We start from the raw sequence: 16,826 nt of genomic DNA on the forward strand, positions 1-16,826 counted from the left end.
TGATCTGTCGCCTATTTGAGATTTTTTCAGTTATAAAACGACAGTATGATGATCTCAAGTTAAAAATAATGTCGAGATAAAATCATGAATGCTTTTCTACATCCTAGCGAAAATCGTGGTCATGTAAAAATGGGCTGGCTGGAGTCTAAACACAGTTTCTCATTTGGTAACTGGTATAACCCAAAGTATATGGGTGTCAGCGCTTTACGTGTCATTAATGATGACCTGATTGATGGACATCAGGGTTTTGGAACGCATCCACATGACAATATGGAAATCCTGACCTGTGTGCTGAAAGGAACCATTACCCATCAGGACAGCATGGGCAATCATGGCGGAATCGCTGCGGGTGAATGGCAACTGATGAGTGCAGGAACAGGTGTGCGGCACAGTGAAATGAACCAAGGCGACGAACAGGTCCATTTACTGCAAATCTGGATTATTCCAAATGAACGTAATGCCAAGCCGAACTATCAGCAAATCCGTCTTGACCCGCATGAGCAACCGAACCAGTGGCATTTGATTTGTGGTCCGAATGACAATGTACCGATGCATATTCGTCAGAATGCCGAAGTCAAAACTGCGGTGATTCAGCAAGGCCAAAGTCTGGAAGTGAAAGCGACCCAGCATATTAATTATGTACATGTTGTTTCTGGCACTGTCCAGATCGCTGAACATACAGTTGAAGCTGGCGGCGCAATTGCTTTTCTAGATGATACAGAAATTAAAGCAAGCGAAGATGCGCAAGTGATCTGGTTTGATTTGCCGGAAGTACCCAACTAAGCTTTTAAAGCTCTCAGCTCTAATGGCTATTGATCCCAGTGATTGATAGCCATTTTTTATACGTATAATCATGAATAAAAAATAATAGTTCGCAAAATCATAATAAGGCTGCTTAACCAATAAAATTATGCCTACGACCTATACAAATCCAACCAATTCTCATCACATTTTTACCTAAGCAATGCATTATTTAGGTGAATATAAACTGATCCCTTTCCATGGAATCCAGTGCTGTATAGCTTTGATCATTCACGACTGGTTTGATATTGTCTTTTGCAGGCATAAAGTGAATTAATCTTTTCATGTAGGTTAAATAAATAGAAGAGCATATCCGTATGAACCAAATTTTAGAGATTCAAAGCAGCCCGCAGCAAGCTTTGCTTTATTTATTAGCCTTTTTAAAACAACAAGATTATCAGTTTACGACCATTACACCGCTTTCCCACCAGCGAATTCTGAATCGAAAAAAGAATGAAATTTATAAGCACAGAACCCATCAGGATATCTTTGGCTGGAATCTAAACTTTAAAAAAACTGATCTTGATTCTGCCCTTTTTACATTATTGCAAGAACATCAGCTTCTACAGGTTCAGGAAGATCAATACTTGAGTCAGGTTCGGGTTTCTTCACTCGATGGCGAACTCTTTATTCATTCAGCTTTTCCAACCACTCAGCAAGATGCGGTATTTTTCGGTCCCGATACGTATCGCTTTATCTATCATCTCAAGCAATATCTAGCTGCTCAGACTCACCCTTTCAAACGGGTCGTGGAAATGTGTTGTGGCACTTCAGCAGCCGCGATCAGCATTGCCAGACATTTTCCAGATGTGAGTGAAATTATGGTTGCAGACCTGAATCCCAAAGCCTTGCTCTATAGCCAGATTAATATCAGTTTTGCCGGCTTAAACCATATTCATCCGGTGCAGAGTAATTTATTTTCCTATCTTGAAGGCCAGTTTGATCTGATTTTTGCCAATCCGCCGTATTTGATTGATCCGGAACAACGTCAATATCGTCATGGTGGTAATAAACTGGATGGCTGTGATTTATCATTCAGGATTATAAAAGAAGGTCTACAGCGACTGAATTCTGGTGGACGTTTATTCCTATATACTGGAGTGACCGTGACTGAGCATGGCAATCTATTTTTGCAGCATCTTAAAGATTTGATGAAACAGCATCAAAATATAATCTGGTCATATGAAGAAATTGACCCGGATATTTTTGGTGAAGAACTGGAACAGCCAGCTTACCAACATGTGGAAAGAATTGCGTTGGCATTAATCAAAATTGAAGTAGGCAATTAAAGAATATTTATTAATTATGGAATTTTAAAATTTTGACTTTGTTCGCTATCAGCTTATTTTAAATCGTTTTATTAAAATCATAGAAATAAAAAACCCCAATCTTTCGACTGGGGTTTTTAAAATTTGGCGGAAGCGGTGAGATTCGAACTCACGGAGGACTCACACCCTCGTCGGTTTTCAAGACCGGTGCATTAAACCGCTCTGCCACGCTTCCATGGGCGCAATAATACGGAGCTTTTGTCCGGCTGACAAGTGAAAATTACAGTGAATGCAATCAACTGCATATAGTTTCATCAAATCCTTACAGTTTTGCTGCTAATTCCGCTCCCTCACGAATGGCGCGCTTGGCATCGAGTTCAGCAGCCAGTTTTGCACCGCCAATAATATGATACTGCGCCAAGGTATTTTCCCCAGCACTCGGCATCAGGTCTTTTACCGATTCCTGACCTGCACATACCACAATGGTATCCACACGCAATAATTGAGCATGACCATCCACCTCAATCCATAAACCTTCATCCGTGACAGATTTATATTGCACGCCGCGCAACATCCGCACAGCATGTTTTTTTAACTGGGCACGATGTACCCAGCCTGAAGTCTTGCCCAGTCCTGCGCCAAGTGGTGTTTTTTTACGTTGTAATAAATAAATTTCCCGTACTGGTGGTTCGACTTCAGCACGCTGTAACCCGCCTTCAGTCACATAATCTGGATGAGAATCTACACCCCATTCACGCTTCCACTCATCCACAGGTTGCGGCTGTATTTGATGCGGTGGCTTTAATAAAAACTCGGACACATCAAAACCGATCCCGCCTGCGCCAATGACCGCAACACGATCACCGACAGGTGCGCCACGTAGCACTTCTGCATAAGATAATACTTGTGGTGCCTGACTGCCTTCGATATTCAAGGCACGCGGCACAACCCCTGTAGCCACAATCACCTCATCAAAACCCTCACGCTCCAACTGCTCGCGGTTGACTCGGGTATTGAGACGCAGATCAACTCCAGTTTTTTCTAGCTGCACTTTAAAATAACGAATCGTTTCGTGAAACTCCTCTTTCCCCGGAATGACTTTAGCCAGGTTGAACTGTCCGCCTACTTCATGACTGGCCTCAAACAGCGTCACATCATGCCCGCGACTGGCTGCGACAGTAGCAGCCGACAAACCTGCGACACCCCCACCGATCACTGCAATACTTTTTGGTTTTTTGGTTTTGACATAGACCAGTTCGGTTTCATAAGCGGCACGCGGATTGACCAGACAGGTTGCGCGCTGGTTTTTAAAGGTATGATCCAGACAAGCCTGATTACAGGCAATACAGGTATTGATTTCATCAACACGATTGGTTGCAGTTTTATTGACCCAGAACGCATCTGCCAAAAGTGGACGTGCCATCTGCACCATATCTGCCTGACCAGAAGCCAGAATTGCTTCGGCAGTGTCTGGCATATTGATCCGGTTGGATGCAATCACCGGCACCGAAACATGTTTCTTAACTTCAGCCGTGTAATCGACAAAAGCAGCACGCGGTACAGAAGTCACAATGGTTGGAATACGTGCTTCATGCCAGCCAATCCCGGTATTGAGCAAAGTAATTCCAGCCTTTTCCAAAGCTTTAGCTACGGTAATGACTTCCTGCATGGTATTGCCATCATGCACCAAATCGAGAAGCGACAAACGGAAACAGATAATAAATTTTTTGCCAATTTCTTCACGAATGGCTTTGACGATTTCTACAGCGAAACGCATCCGGTTTTCGATCGGACCTCCCCAACGGTCGGTACGCTGATTGACATGACGGCTTAAAAACTGATTTAGCAAATAACCTTCAGAACCCATGATTTCCACGCCATCATAGCCGGCCTTTTTAGCAATGCTAGCAGTTTTTACATAATCCTGAATCGTATTCAAAATCTGCTTATCTGACATTTCACGCGGTTTAAAAGGAGAAATCGGCGATTTGATTGGACTGGCCGAGACCACAAAAGGCTGATAGCCATAACGTCCGGCATGCAGAATCTGCAAAAGGATTTTGGCACCATGTTTATGAACTGCATGGGTGACTAATCGATGTGGTGCAATATCGCCCAAGGTATTCATGGTGCCGCCTGCCGGCAATAACCAGCCTTGACGGTTTGGCGATATACCACCCGTAATCAGCAGACCTACGCCACCCTTTGCTCGTTCACCAAAATACGCAGCTAGTTTAGGATAATTATAGAAGCGGTCTTCCAGACCAGTATGCATCGACCCCATCACCACCCGATTTTTAATGGTGGTAAAACCCAAATGCAGTGGCTTTAAAATGTTGGCATAGCGCGTCGTGGTCATAACAAATCCCTGATTATATTTGGCTGAGCAAGTCATTCCCTTACTTTAACTGATTTTCAGAGGCTTTTTATGACCCGGAGTTCAGCATTTTCAGGCACAAATATCAATCTTCGAAACAGTTCTTTCTATACATCACGAATTAGCTCTGCCATTGCCGTGCAGTGGATTTCCATAATGCAATCGCGCCCAATACTGTACCAATTGGAAAACTCAGCAACATCAGGATGGCCATTATTCTGGATAAAGTTTGTCCTGAACCATTGCCCTGCTTCACCTTGATACTGGCCTGTATATTAAAAAACATCAGCAAGCCTAAAAGCAGCAGCACCACAGCTAAACTCAGCATGGAAATACTAGATTGCTGATATTCAAGATATAAAAACAGCACTGTACTAAAACCAATCAGGCCGGCATAAATCCCATGTAACAGTGCCAGCGTTTCATTCTTAGCTTTAAGATTTAAATTAGGTAAAGGTGGGATGCGAGTCGCCATGCTTTTATTCCTGTTTTATCTGATTTTTAACTTTATTCGGCTGAATATAACCAATTTCTTCCGTTTTCAGCAGGATTCTGGTGAAAATCGTGCGATTTATGATTATTTAAGCCTATTGAATAGAGATTTTAAAACGAGTTTTTCTTTTCTAAAGCAAACCTAAATAAATTAATGATACAATTGATGCAATATGTATTTTTTCAGGCCACCAATTCTGGCGTGCCTATTTCATATCATTAGGATGAACAATGTCTGATAATGCAACTATCTTGCAGAATGTCCCAGTAGGTAAAAAAGTTGGTATTGCCTTCTCTGGTGGTCTAGATACTTCTGCTGCTCTTTTGTGGATGAAACAAAAAGGCGCTGAACCTTATGCTTACACAGCTAACTTGGGTCAGCCAGACGAAGACGATTACGATGCGATTCCAAAAAAAGCTGAAGCTTATGGCGCAGTAAAAGCACGTTTAATCGACTGCCGTTTACAGCTTGCATTAGAAGGTATTGCTGCAATTCAATGTGGCGCGTTCCATATTTCTACAGGTGGTATGCCTTATTTCAACACGACGCCATTGGGTCGTGCAGTAACTGGCACCATGCTGGTAACTGCCATGAAAGAAGATGATGTTAACATCTGGGGTGACGGTTCGACTTATAAAGGCAACGACATTGAACGTTTCTACCGTTATGGCTTGTTGACCAATCCTGCGCTTAAAATCTACAAGCCTTGGTTAGACCAAACTTTCATTGACGAGCTGGGCGGCCGTGCAGAAATGTCACAGTTCCTGATCGACAATGGTTTTGACTATAAAATGTCAAAAGAAAAAGCCTATTCAACTGACTCAAACATGCTGGGTGCGACACACGAAGCTAAAGATCTTGAATACCTGAATGCAGGTATCAAAATCGTTGAGCCAATCATGGGCGTTGCGTTCTGGAAAGATGACGTAGAAGTAAAAGCTGAAGAAGTATCGATTACTTTTGAAGAAGGCTTCCCGGTTGCTATCAACAGTCAACGCATTGAAGATCCAGTTGAGTTCATTCTTGAAGCGAACCGCATCGGTGGCCGTCACGGTCTAGGTATGTCGGATCAAATCGAAAACCGGATCATCGAAGCGAAATCTCGCGGTATCTATGAAGCTCCGGGTATGGCGCTGCTTCACATTGCTTATGAGCGTCTGGTAACGGGTATTCATAACGAAGATACGATTGAACAATACCGCATTAACGGTTTACGTTTAGGTCGTTTGCTGTACCAAGGTCGCTGGTTCGATTCTCAAGCGCTTATGCTACGTGAAACTGCACAGCGTTGGGTCGCTAAAGCAGTTACCGGTACTGTAACGATCGAACTGCGTCGTGGTAATGACTACACCATTATGAATACTGAATCTCCGAACCTCACTTATGAAGCTGAGCGTTTGACTATGGAGAAAGGTGATTCTATGTTCTCGCCGATGGATCGTATCGGTCAGTTGACCATGCGTAACCTCGACATCACGGATACTCGTGCTAAACTGGGCATCTATACAGAGACTGGTTTACTCGCAGTTGGTTCAGCATCTGCAGTGCCACAACTGAAAGACAAAAACTAAGTTTTAGTCATTTAAGTTGCATAAAAAACCGCTCCTGATGAGCGGTTTTTTATTGATGATTGTTCTATTCATTTTAAAAATATCTAGCCATTTGCAATATCTGAATTCACTGAACGAATGGACTGATAATAAATCTGATTGCGTCCAAGCTGTTTGGCGCGGTATAGCGCCTGATCCGCGATTCCCAATAAGGCGTCTTTATCAATATCATCTTCACCACGATAGACGGTAATGCCTAAACTGATGGTGATATATTTCGCAACCGAGGATTTTTCATGTGGAATTTCCAGACGGTCAATCGCCTTAAAAATATTTGAAGCCACTGCATAAGCACCATGTGCATCTGTTTCTGGCAAGAGCACTACAAACTCCTCCCCACCATAACGTGCGACAAAGTCCATATGACGGATCGCATTTTTGATGGTTTTGGCAATAGTCGAAATGACGTCATCACCTTTCTGATGCCCATAAAAATCGTTGTAATTTTTAAAGAAATCTACATCGATAAACAGAATTGCCAATGCCGTTTCTTCACGATGTGCACGTTCGAAATGGACTTGCAGCGTCTCATCAAAAGTCCGTCGATTGGAAATCTTGGTCAGCTCATCGTACTGACTCAAATGTAATAATTCGTTGGTATGGATACGCTGGATCTGCTCACTGATTCTGGCGCGAATGCTATAGAGAAATATCACACGTTCACGGGCAAAAATCATATGGCTAATCACATAACCCAGCAAGCAACTTCCAATTAAAATCCGGCCAAAAACCATAGGATTAAATTCAACTGAAAGGCTAAACAATACAAGAATAGTAGTTGCCGCAGCGAGTAATCCGGTGACCAGCATCTGAATCGGTCTAATACCGGTCAGAATATAACCCAGGATATACACGATCGTGACTATGGCCATGGACTGATACTGCAAGGCATCAGTTTTAATCGACATGGTAATGCATGAAATTGACACCTGTATCCAGAACACCAACAGCATCGAAGCCTGCGGAAAAAAGCGCTTGATCTTGGGTAAACAGGAGAATATATAAAAAATGATTAATGACATGCCACCATTGAGCAGGCCCAGCATACACAGGACAAAATCATGTACGAAATATTCTTTGCTGATGCTCCAGTAATCTGTAGGAATCATCACCACCAAAAAAAGGAAATAGGCTAGTACTCCAGCCCACACATATTTTTCGACATGTTTGCGGGCGCGTTCCAGATTTTTGGTCCAGAATTCTTGTTCCAGATTTTGAGGGAAGACCGGGCCTACACGCTGGCTTTGCCGTGTAATCAGTTGTTCTATGTCTTCTTTATCATCTTGCAATTTCGCTAGATTGTACTTGTATTCCATTGCCAAGTATTTATGTAATTTTTTTATTAATTTTAAAATAACATACTTTTTAAAATTAATTTATACATATCCCTTATTTTGTAGCGCTTTCTCGTTACCATTTTTACTATAGATGGATTATCATTTGTTTTATTTGTTCGACTGAATTTGCCTTGAATACGATTACGATTCTCCAGCCAGATGATTGGCACGTTCACCTGCGTGATGGTTTAGCACTTCAACGTACCGTTCCCGATTTAGCCAAGCAGTTTTCTCGCGCCATTTGCATGCCAAATCTGGTGCCACCCGTTAAAACTGTCGAAGAAGCCAATGCCTACCGTGAACGTATCATGGCACATGTGCCTGAAGGGGTAAATTTCGACCCGCGTATGGTGCTGTATTTCACTGACAACACCCCGGCAAGCGAAGTTAAAAAGATCAAAGAATCTGCGCATGTCAATGCCATCAAGCTCTATCCTGCGGGTGCGACCACCAACTCCGATAGTGGTGTGAGCGATATGAGCAAAGTCTACGGCGTAATTGAACAGCTTGAAGAACACCAAGTGCCTTTATTGCTACATGGTGAAGTGACGCATAATCATGTCGATATTTTTGACCGTGAAAAGCGTTTCCTGGATGAAGTGCTGGCTCCCTTACTCAGACAATTTCCCAAGCTGAAACTGGTGCTCGAACACATCACCACCAGCGAAGCAGCAAACTTTGTACTTGAGCAAGACCGTAATGTCGCTGCAACCATTACGCCGCAACATTTATTGTTTAACCGCAATGACATGCTGGTTGGTGGGATCAAGCCGCATTTCTACTGCTTGCCGATTTTAAAACGTCAAACGCATCAGCAAACTTTGCTGGAAGTCGCAACCAGCGGTAATCCTAAATTTTTCCTAGGCACCGACAGCGCACCACATTCAAAAAATGCAAAAGAAAATGCGTGTGGCTGTGCAGGATGTTATAGTGCGCCGACTGCCATTGAGCTGTATGCTCAGGCATTTGATCAGGTGGGTAAAATTGAACGCCTGGAAGGTTTTGCCAGCCATTTTGGTGCAGACTTCTATGGCCTGCCACGTAATACCAATACCATTACCCTGGTTAAAGAAGATCAAGTAATCCCTGAAAGTTTAGACTATCTGGATGGTGAACAGATTATCCCACTGTATGCTGGTAAAACCATTCAATGGAGAAAAGTGTGACAAATGAAACGCTCCCAATCATTGGTCAACGTTTTCGTGGATTCTTACCTGTAGTTGTCGATGTCGAGACTGCAGGTTTTAATGCGCAGACTGATGCATTGCTGGAAATTGCGGCCATTCCGATTGTTTATAATGAGGAGGGTCAATTTGTGCCGGGTCAAGCTTACCATGCACATATCAATCCTTTCGAAGGGGCAAACCTCGACCGACGTTCGCTGGAGTTTATTGGGATCGATCCTTCTAATCCAATGCGAATCGCCATGGCCGAAGATGAGAAAACTGCACTCAAGCGCATTTTTAAATCGGTGAATGAAGTGCGTCGCCAGCAAAATTGTACCCATGCAGTTTTAGTCGGACACAATGCACATTTCGATTTAGGTTTTCTTCAGGCCGCGATTGCCCGTACCGGGACCAAAAACCAAAACCCGTTTCATAGTTTTTCTGTCTTCGATACAGTGACTTTAAGTGCGGTGATGTTTGGTCAGACTGTACTGGCGAAGTCCTGTATCCAAGCTGGAATCGAGTTTGATGGTAAAGAAGCCCATTCTGCATTATATGATACGCAGAAGACCGCTGAACTGTTTTGCTATATTTTAAACAAACTCGCACCTCACCTGCTTGACACTCTGGTGGCGGATCAATAAGATACCGCCATCTTCTAAACGTCCCTATCGTCTAGAGGCCTAGGACATCGCCCTTTCACGGCGGTAACCGGGGTTCGAATCCCCGTAGGGACGCCATCTATTTTTTCTCTTCTTTATATTTCTTTAATCAGCATCTTAAGCTGCTCAAGTCCTACACTTTTATCAATTAATTAATGAAAATAATTCTCATTACTATTGATTACCTACTCTAATTTAATGATAATCACTTCCATTATCTTTCGCAGATTTAACCCTTCTCATGCGTTTTGCTTATTCCCCACTTTCTATTGCGGTTCTAACAGCTTTATCAACATCTAGTTTTGCAGAAGAATCAAATTATCAAGAATCCATCCTCAAGGAAGCTACGGTTAAGTTCAGCACGATTATTATCGAAGCTCAGCAAGCAAATGAAGTGGGAAAAACAGTTTATTCAAAAGAAGATTTAGAAAGTACGCCAAATAGCTCAAAGAACATTACCGATTTTTTAAAAGTGAATCCGAATGTGCAGTTTAGTCAGTCACAACTTGCAGCAGGTTCTCAAGGTGAAATTAAACCTGCCGAAATCTCAATTAATGGTGCACAAACCTTCCAAAACAATTTCATTGTGAATGGTGTTTCCAACAACCTACTTATTAATCCAGCAAATTCAAACATAAATACATTTCAAGATATTGGGACTGGCGCACAAGCTATGGCAGTGAACACTGACCTACTTTGTGAGCTTGAAGTATTAGATAGCAATGTGTCTGCCGCTTATGGTCAATTCACAGGTGGGGTTGTAAATGCTAAAACATGTGCACCGCAAACAGAGATAGGTAAAATTCACGGTTCTATCACTTACGATTACACTGAAATCGATTGGGCTCGCTACAACTCAATTTCACCTTTAGAAGAAAGTAAATTTGAAGAGCCCACAGATGACTACCAAAAGGAATATACCAAACAAGGTCTAAGCACCAATATTTATGGGAAGCTCTCGAATGATTGGAGCTTTAATGCTTATGCTTCTCAACGAGAGTCTATCATCCCAGTCAAAAGTGGTTTTGAAACACCTAAAACAATTGATCAAGAACGACATATCTCAAATCTTGGTGCAACATTATTTTATACACCAAACGCCTCAACCAAAGCGAAGTTTGGTTTCGATTATGGTTTGCTCGATAGCTTAAGTTATGTGGACAGCAATCGTGATTCAGGTAGTACTACTGAAACCGAAACACTTACTCTGTTCTCGGAACTTGAACATCGCTTCAACTTAGGTACTCTCGTACACAAACTTAATTTCCAAAACTCGGCGACACAACGTGTTGCTGACAATAACTACAGTATGCATTGGTACTACGCCAAAGGAAGTAAAGATTGGAATAATACCGATGTAGTTCGAGAGGGCGCCATCATGGGAGAGATTGAACAACGCCAAGACGTCCTTTCCTATGACCTACAAGCGAATATAGACCCTTTTGAACTTGGTCAATCCCAACACAACATGACTATAGGTACGGGTTATAGCCATGCTAATGTTGCGTGGAAACGAGTCGAGGATGTTTTACTCGCGACAAAGATCAACTTAAAAGAACTTGGCAAAGATACTACCTGCCTTCAAAGTGACCCATATTGTGATGAGAAACTAACTATAAATGGTTGGAATGGACAATATATCGCTGGTGGGACTCTGTACAAAGCTGGTGATATCAAAGCTCAGCAAGATCGCCTAAATATATTTATTGAAGATAATATTCAGTGGAATGATCAATTTTCAACACGCCTTGGTGTTCATGCTGATTATGACTCTTTGAGTAGTAATATCAATATTTCCCCTCGCAGTCGTCTCTCTTACAAACCCTTTAGTAATGATCAATTGCATTTATCCGCTGGGTGGAATCGCTACTATGGTCAGCAAACTTTAGGTACAGAGCTGAATGAAATTCAAAATGATTTGCTCTACAAACTGTCACGTGAAAACCCACATGCGACTTGGGTAGAAACACAAACTGCACTATCCAGCGGTGCGCGTAGTTCAGCGCTCAATACCCCTTTCAGTGACGAGACTGTTTTAGGCCTGAATACACAAATCCAGAATTGGGATCTAGGGCTAAAATGGGTCAATCGTAAATATCAGGATGAAATATCAAAAACTAAAGTTACTCCTTTAGATGGATCAAAATTCTTCTACGAATATAACAATGATGGAAGTGGCAAAGCTGACATCTACACCTTAACACTTAAAAATCGTCAACCGATCGCACTGGGGGATAGCCAACATTTATTTGCCTTGGGATTTGATACAGTGAAGTCTTCCGCAGTTATGTAGATTACACTTCAGCCTATGATCAAGCCACTCAAGATGAATGGGTCTCTTATGATGGTCAAATTATCCGTTGGTCAGACCGCCCTGCCCCAAACTTTAACCAACCATGGACCGCACGAGTAAACTGGGATATTACATTCGATACACTGCCTGTACGTATTTCAAACTTCTTTAGCTATAAAAACAGTTACGATGATATGGCTGTAGTCTCCAATAAAAATGACAAAGTCGAGTATAAAGGTGAACTGCTTGACACCTATTTAGCCTCTGAAATTAAACCCAAATTTAAATGGGATATGCGCACCACCTATGATTGGGAAATTTCAAAAGATTTAAGGGCAATTTTTGGTTTAACCATTAACAATGTAACCAACCGCGTGAATACCTATACAACAGGCTCGACCTCAAATGATAGACCACGTGTGATGACTGAAATCGGCCGCCAATTTATTGCGGATGTTACTTTTAAATTCTAGAGCCTGAATAGGTACATGCTGCTGCTCTTTTTAATTTGCTTAGGCTATAATTAATGCGATTTCATATTTTGCCTTTGTATCATGTTAAAAAAGATCTTACTGGTTTTACTGATTTTAGCCCCATCCGCACTATATCTCTATATCGTCAACCGTGATGATAACCACACTGCGGAGACTGAAACAGTGTCAACGCCAACTGAAAACTCTCAGCCTGAGCAATATCAAACTCCAGATCACTAAGTTTTAGTGATCTTTTCAAATATTTATTTTTTATAGTCCTGAAATCTGTTCAGAAAATAACATCTTAATAAAATAAAGTTTTTGTTTTGCCTAATGTTTAAACTGTTAAATGAATTTTAGCAAAAACCCTTTTGACAAACCCCGGCTTAATCCTTAATATACGCATCACCTCGCAACGTCCCTATCGTCTAGAGGCCTAGGACATCGCCCTTTCACGGCGGTAACCGGGGTTCGAATCCCCGTAGGGACGCCATCTATTGATCTCATACGATCAGACCTTATTCGAAATTACCATTATTCGATTGCAGATTTGTAGTTTTTCACTACAATAGCTCGCTTCATTCCTTTGAAGTATTTCTTATTTCCTATGCACTCATCTCCGAATGATGCTACGCATCAGGGCAATTCTGCGCCTTTAAAACGCGCTATGAGTACTCGACATCTGGTCATGATTTCGCTTGGTGGCGCAATCGGAACAGGCCTATTCTTAGGGTCGGGTGAAGTCATTGCACAAACGGGGCCTGTAGGTGCCATTCTCGCTTATCTCCTGGGCGGTATTATCGCGTACATGGTAATGCTATGTTTGGGCGAACTTGCCGTTCATATGCCAGAATCTGGTTCATTTGGTGCTTATGCCAAACGTTATATTGGACCAGGCACAGGCTATACCATCACCTGGTTATACTGGCTGACGTGGTCGGTCACTCTCGGAACTGAATTTACTGCAGCGGCCTTGCTGATGCAGGAATGGTTCCCGGATATTTCCATGTGGTTATGGACCATTATCTTTGGTGTATTCGTATTTAGTCTCAATATGATTTCGACCCGCTGGTTTGCCGAATCCGAATTCTGGCTGGCACTGGTAAAAGTGGTCACGGTTGTTGCTTTTATTCTTTTAGGTCTATTGGCCATCTTTGGTGTTCTGGGCTATCAAGGCTATGAAGCTGCGCCTTTATTTACCAATCTAACTGCACAAGGCTGGTTCCCTGAAGGTCTATTCCCGATTTTTGCTACGATGCTGATTGTGAACTTTGCCTTCTCTGGTACCGAGCTGATTGGTGTGGCTGCCGGTGAAACTGAAGATCCTGCGAAAAATGTTCCTAAAGCAATTAATACTGCGATTTTCCGCTTATTAATTTTCTTTGTAGGTACCATTATCGTGGTAACAGCCTTACTTCCGCATCAGGAAGCAGGCTTGGCCGCTGAAGGCGTGAGTAGCAGTCCATTCGTAACAGTATTCCAGCACATTGGTATCCCATATGCTGAAGACATCATTCGCTTTGTAATTATCACTGCATTGTTGTCTGCCGCCAACTCGGGCTTATTTGCTGCTTCTCGTATGATGTGGTCATTGTCATACAGCAAACAGTTGCCTGCCGTATTCTCAAGACTGAATGCTCGCGGTGTACCGTATATTGCAGTCATGGTGACTATGCTAGGTGCATTGCCAGGTTTATTGTCTGAACAGTTTGCGCCAGAGACGATCTTTACCAACTTGCTGGGCGTTGCAGCGTTTACCATGGTGGTGGTCTGGATGAGTATTTGCTTAAGCCAGTTCAACTTCCGTCGTCAATGGTATAAACAGGGTCATACGGCCAAAGAACTGGGCTTTGCTGCACCATTGTTCCCGATTGTACCAATCCTGGGCTTTGTGTTCTGTTTTATTACCTGTATCAGTATGGTCTTTGATCCATCAATGCGTATCAGCTTCGTAGGCTGTCTGTTATTTATTGCAGCGTGTTATGCAAGTTATTATGCTTTTTATCACAACAAGTCTTAATCATCAGTTTTAAAAGAGCGGCTCCGGCCGCTCTTTTTTTATCTATACTATAACCATAGTGGGCAGCCTTAAGGGTGCGTCGATGAAAATTGTGTTTATTCACGGCATGAACAAGCAACAGTATACGGCTACTTCATTACGTCAACATTGGCTGCATCTCTTCAAAACAGGCCTTCGGAAAAACCCACAACAGCAAGCTCGGTTTACTTATTTAAAACGGCATATCCGTATCCCTTTTTATGGCGATTTACTTTCTCGGCATCATTTTCATAACGTCTTGAATGCCAGCACCCTGATGCCGCAACAGTGGCCGCATTTCCCTTTTTTACATCCCGCACAGCTGCAACTGGCACCGCCATCAGACCAGTGCACCTATCAAATTTGTGACGTCCCGCAGTTAAATCTTGATGATGCCCTAAATTTCAATCAGAAACTGAAGTTCATCACAGCATTAAGCAAAGATATTGCCTTGCGGGATTTTGCGGTACTCATCAATTATTTTCCCAGCTTACATGCTAGCTTTTTGCATAAGTTTTGCTGGAAACTTATCTTTATTTGGCCAACCCGCATTTTATGCAGGAAGTTCACCGCCGCATTCACAATCAACTCTATAGCAGCAGACCACAGATTCTGGTGGCTCACTCACTCGGCAGCGTGATTGCCTATAATTATTTGATCCAGCATCCGGAGCTGAATATCAGGCGTTTTATTACTCTCGGATCACCGTTGGCATTTCGGGTCATCCAGGCTCATCTGCCGCACCCGATTGTACGACCTGCTGCACTTTCAAGTGACTGGATAAATTTCTATTGTAACGATGACTTTCTGACTGCCTTTCCATTATCAGAACCACCCTTCCAGTTTCAGCCAGCGATTATTAATCAGGAGATTCATACCTCCATCTATCATCCGCATGATATTGATGGTTATATTCAGCATCCGAACGTCATTAAAGTGCTCCTGGAATTACTATAAAACTCACGCCAAACTCTAAATTCAACTTTTACAGCTCCATTCATATTCTTTTTCTATTCAATAAAATCTTTCATCCAGACCTACCAATTTACTGCTTTTTCTGCCTTTTTTATAAATATACAGATGTCTGCTAATGATTGTTTTATCAAAGATAATTTACACATTAACGCCACAAAAAGTGCAGCTTGGCTTGCCGCAATTTTCTCTATACTGTGAATATATAGATCGACCTCCGTGAGGTATCGATGAAAGTTATTTTTATTCATGGAATGAACCAGCAACATCATAGTGCTGCATCAATTCGCCAGCGCTGGCTACATATACTTCAAAAAGGCATTCGCAAACACCGTCATGATGCCAGATTCAGTTATTTAAGACGTCACATTCACATTCCATTTTATGGGGACTTGCTTTCACACTATAACGTTCGCAACATCCTGAATGCTGGCACCTTGATGCCACAGCAATGGCCCAGCTTTCGTTTCCGCCAACCTGTTCAGCCTCAGCTTCCTGCACCAGTTCCACGTCCTGGCTGGCGCAAGCCCGTAATTTCCGATCTTCCCCAGCTTAACCTGAATGACCCGATGGATTTCAAACAGAAATTCAAATTTATTACCACGCTAAGCAAAAATGTTGCACTGCGAGACTTTGTATTATTGCTTAATTATTTTCCCAGTCTGCATCGTAGCCTGCTTCAGAAATTTTTGATTGAAACCTATCTGTATCTCGACAATCCTAGTTTCATAAAGGAAGTTCATGAACGGATTGCCCGGCAATTGAATGGTCGCAAACCTTGTATTGTGATTGCTCATTCTCTGGGCAGTGTGATTGCCTATAATTATCTTATTCAGCATCCTGGACTGAATGTACAGCGTTTTATTACCCTCGGATCGCCATTAGCCTTCCAGGTGATCCAGTCACATTTACCGCAACCCATTGTCCGACCTGCTGCAATTACAGGCGACTGGATAAATTTCTATTCAACTGATGATTTTCTTACCGCCTTTCCTCTTACACAACCGCCATTTCAGTTTCAACCCGCCATTATTAACCACGGCATTCGTACCCATATTCACCGCCCGCATGACATTACCGGCTATTTACTGCATCCGCAGGTGGTAGAAGCAATTCTGGAATTGCTTAAAAATCCAGCTTAAACCATGTAATTTTCAAGTATTTTCTCTAGGGTCTGTTGACATTTACTGTTCATAATTAACCCTATAAAGGTAGCCATAAAAATATACAGGCTAAAGCAACAGAACTTTGATAATTTCTTTTGAGCTTGTCATATCGAGTAGCTATTCCTCTAAATTGCTTTAATCTACAAAACATATTTTCAACTAAATGCCTG

13 protein-coding genes, 3 tRNA genes and 2 pseudogenes are annotated in these 16,826 nt (G+C 42.3%); 13 read left to right on the forward strand and 5 right to left on the reverse strand.

The genetic code is table 11. From position 1 onward, the window contains the following. Positions 1–84: 84 nt before the first annotated feature. Both ACP7BU_RS02580 and ACP7BU_RS02585 read left to right on the forward strand, forming a co-directional pair. Complete coding sequence (locus tag ACP7BU_RS02580; protein ID WP_425877923.1) at positions 85–783, forward strand: pirin family protein; 699 nt, start codon at positions 85–87, stop codon at positions 781–783. 335 nt (positions 784–1,118) lie between these two features. Beyond that, positions 1,119–2,090 (forward strand): methyltransferase, encoded by a 972-nt coding sequence (locus ACP7BU_RS02585; protein ID WP_425877921.1) that lies wholly within the window; start codon positions 1,119–1,121, stop codon positions 2,088–2,090. Positions 2,091–2,214: 124 nt separating this feature from the next. On the opposite strand, the gene ACP7BU_RS02590 is transcribed toward ACP7BU_RS02585, so the two are convergent. The 3 genes from ACP7BU_RS02590 to ACP7BU_RS02600 form a co-directional block, all read right to left on the reverse strand. Beyond that, a tRNA-Ser gene (locus ACP7BU_RS02590) sits at positions 2,215–2,304 on the reverse strand. An 87-nt stretch (positions 2,305–2,391) separates the two neighbouring features. Continuing rightward, positions 2,392–4,428: an FAD-dependent oxidoreductase gene (locus ACP7BU_RS02595; RefSeq protein WP_262466621.1), complete on the reverse strand. Its 2,037-nt coding sequence runs from the start codon at positions 4,426–4,428 to the stop codon at positions 2,392–2,394. Positions 4,429–4,567: 139 nt separating this feature from the next. Continuing rightward, positions 4,568–4,921 (reverse strand): hypothetical protein, encoded by a 354-nt coding sequence (locus tag ACP7BU_RS02600; protein WP_253146162.1) that lies wholly within the window; start codon positions 4,919–4,921, stop codon positions 4,568–4,570. 248 nt (positions 4,922–5,169) lie between these two features. Here ACP7BU_RS02600 and argG point away from each other — a divergent pair, with 248 nt between their 5' ends. Beyond that, the gene (gene argG, locus ACP7BU_RS02605) at positions 5,170–6,510 is read left to right on the forward strand and encodes an argininosuccinate synthase (protein ID WP_425877918.1); all 1,341 of its coding nucleotides are present in this window, start codon (positions 5,170–5,172) and stop codon (positions 6,508–6,510) included. An 83-nt stretch (positions 6,511–6,593) separates the two neighbouring features. Here argG and ACP7BU_RS02610 read toward each other — a convergent pair whose 3' ends face one another. After that, positions 6,594–7,865 carry a GGDEF domain-containing protein gene (locus ACP7BU_RS02610; RefSeq protein ID WP_425877916.1) on the reverse strand — a complete coding sequence of 424 codons (1,272 nt, stop codon included), beginning with the start codon at positions 7,863–7,865 and terminating at the stop codon, positions 6,594–6,596. Between the two features lie 152 nt (positions 7,866–8,017). Between ACP7BU_RS02610 and pyrC the strand changes: the two genes are divergently transcribed. The 10 genes and pseudogenes from pyrC (at position 8,018) to ACP7BU_RS02660 (ending at position 16,632) form a co-directional block, all read left to right on the forward strand. Continuing rightward, positions 8,018–9,052 (forward strand): dihydroorotase, encoded by a 1,035-nt coding sequence (pyrC, locus tag ACP7BU_RS02615; protein WP_004279558.1) that lies wholly within the window; start codon positions 8,018–8,020, stop codon positions 9,050–9,052. Beyond that, entirely contained in the window at positions 9,037–9,696 is a 660-nt protein-coding gene (gene rnt / locus ACP7BU_RS02620) for a ribonuclease T (protein ID WP_004279557.1), read from the forward strand. Before pyrC ends, rnt begins: the two co-directional genes overlap by 16 nt. A 20-nt stretch (positions 9,697–9,716) precedes the next feature. Then, positions 9,717–9,792 (forward strand) — tRNA-Glu (locus tag ACP7BU_RS02625). Between the two features lie 163 nt (positions 9,793–9,955). Next, positions 9,956–12,007: a TonB-dependent receptor plug domain-containing protein gene (locus ACP7BU_RS02630; protein ID WP_425877913.1), complete on the forward strand. Its 2,052-nt coding sequence runs from the start codon at positions 9,956–9,958 to the stop codon at positions 12,005–12,007. Between the two features lie 194 nt (positions 12,008–12,201). Further along, positions 12,202–12,480 carry a hypothetical protein gene (locus tag ACP7BU_RS02635; RefSeq protein WP_253143949.1) on the forward strand — a complete coding sequence of 93 codons (279 nt, stop codon included), beginning with the start codon at positions 12,202–12,204 and terminating at the stop codon, positions 12,478–12,480. Positions 12,481–12,561: 81 nt separating this feature from the next. After that, positions 12,562–12,720, forward strand: a complete 159-nt coding sequence (locus ACP7BU_RS02640) for a hypothetical protein (RefSeq protein WP_004279546.1) — start codon at positions 12,562–12,564, stop codon at positions 12,718–12,720. Between the two features lie 177 nt (positions 12,721–12,897). Continuing rightward, positions 12,898–12,973 (forward strand) — tRNA-Glu (locus tag ACP7BU_RS02645). Between the two features lie 114 nt (positions 12,974–13,087). Beyond that, a complete protein-coding gene (locus ACP7BU_RS02650; RefSeq protein WP_005107442.1) occupies positions 13,088–14,500 on the forward strand; it encodes an amino acid permease in 1,413 nt (470 codons plus the stop codon). 82 nt (positions 14,501–14,582) lie between these two features. Beyond that, positions 14,583–15,475: pseudogene (locus ACP7BU_RS02655) on the forward strand (alpha/beta fold hydrolase). 245 nt (positions 15,476–15,720) lie between these two features. After that, positions 15,721–16,632 (forward strand): alpha/beta hydrolase, encoded by a 912-nt coding sequence (locus ACP7BU_RS02660; protein ID WP_425877909.1) that lies wholly within the window; start codon positions 15,721–15,723, stop codon positions 16,630–16,632. A 42-nt stretch (positions 16,633–16,674) separates the two neighbouring features. Here ACP7BU_RS02660 and ACP7BU_RS02665 read toward each other — a convergent pair. Then, a pseudogene (locus tag ACP7BU_RS02665) lies at positions 16,675–16,826 on the reverse strand (IS5/IS1182 family transposase); the annotation flags it as partial.

This window comes from Acinetobacter sp. 40AMC3-4 (assembly GCF_049898185.1).
GTDB lineage: Bacteria > Pseudomonadota > Gammaproteobacteria > Pseudomonadales > Moraxellaceae > Acinetobacter.

Coding starts and splice junctions, on each gene's coding strand:
- ACP7BU_RS02580 (WP_425877923.1), top strand. CDS start 85: ATGAATGCTTTTCTACATCCTAGCGAAAATCGTGGTCATGTAAAAATG.
- argG (WP_425877918.1), top strand. CDS start 5,170: ATGTCTGATAATGCAACTATCTTGCAGAATGTCCCAGTAGGTAAAAAA.
- ACP7BU_RS02585 (WP_425877921.1), top strand. CDS start 1,119: ATGAACCAAATTTTAGAGATTCAAAGCAGCCCGCAGCAAGCTTTGCTT.
- ACP7BU_RS02640 (WP_004279546.1), top strand. CDS start 12,562: ATGTTAAAAAAGATCTTACTGGTTTTACTGATTTTAGCCCCATCCGCA.
- ACP7BU_RS02610 (WP_425877916.1), bottom strand. CDS start 7,865: ATGGAATACAAGTACAATCTAGCGAAATTGCAAGATGATAAAGAAGAC.
- ACP7BU_RS02600 (WP_253146162.1), bottom strand. CDS start 4,921: ATGGCGACTCGCATCCCACCTTTACCTAATTTAAATCTTAAAGCTAAG.
- ACP7BU_RS02595 (WP_262466621.1), bottom strand. CDS start 4,428: ATGACCACGACGCGCTATGCCAACATTTTAAAGCCACTGCATTTGGGT.
- ACP7BU_RS02660 (WP_425877909.1), top strand. CDS start 15,721: ATGAAAGTTATTTTTATTCATGGAATGAACCAGCAACATCATAGTGCT.
- rnt (WP_004279557.1), top strand. CDS start 9,037: ATGGAGAAAAGTGTGACAAATGAAACGCTCCCAATCATTGGTCAACGT.
- ACP7BU_RS02630 (WP_425877913.1), top strand. CDS start 9,956: ATGCGTTTTGCTTATTCCCCACTTTCTATTGCGGTTCTAACAGCTTTA.
- ACP7BU_RS02635 (WP_253143949.1), top strand. CDS start 12,202: ATGGCTGTAGTCTCCAATAAAAATGACAAAGTCGAGTATAAAGGTGAA.
- ACP7BU_RS02650 (WP_005107442.1), top strand. CDS start 13,088: ATGCACTCATCTCCGAATGATGCTACGCATCAGGGCAATTCTGCGCCT.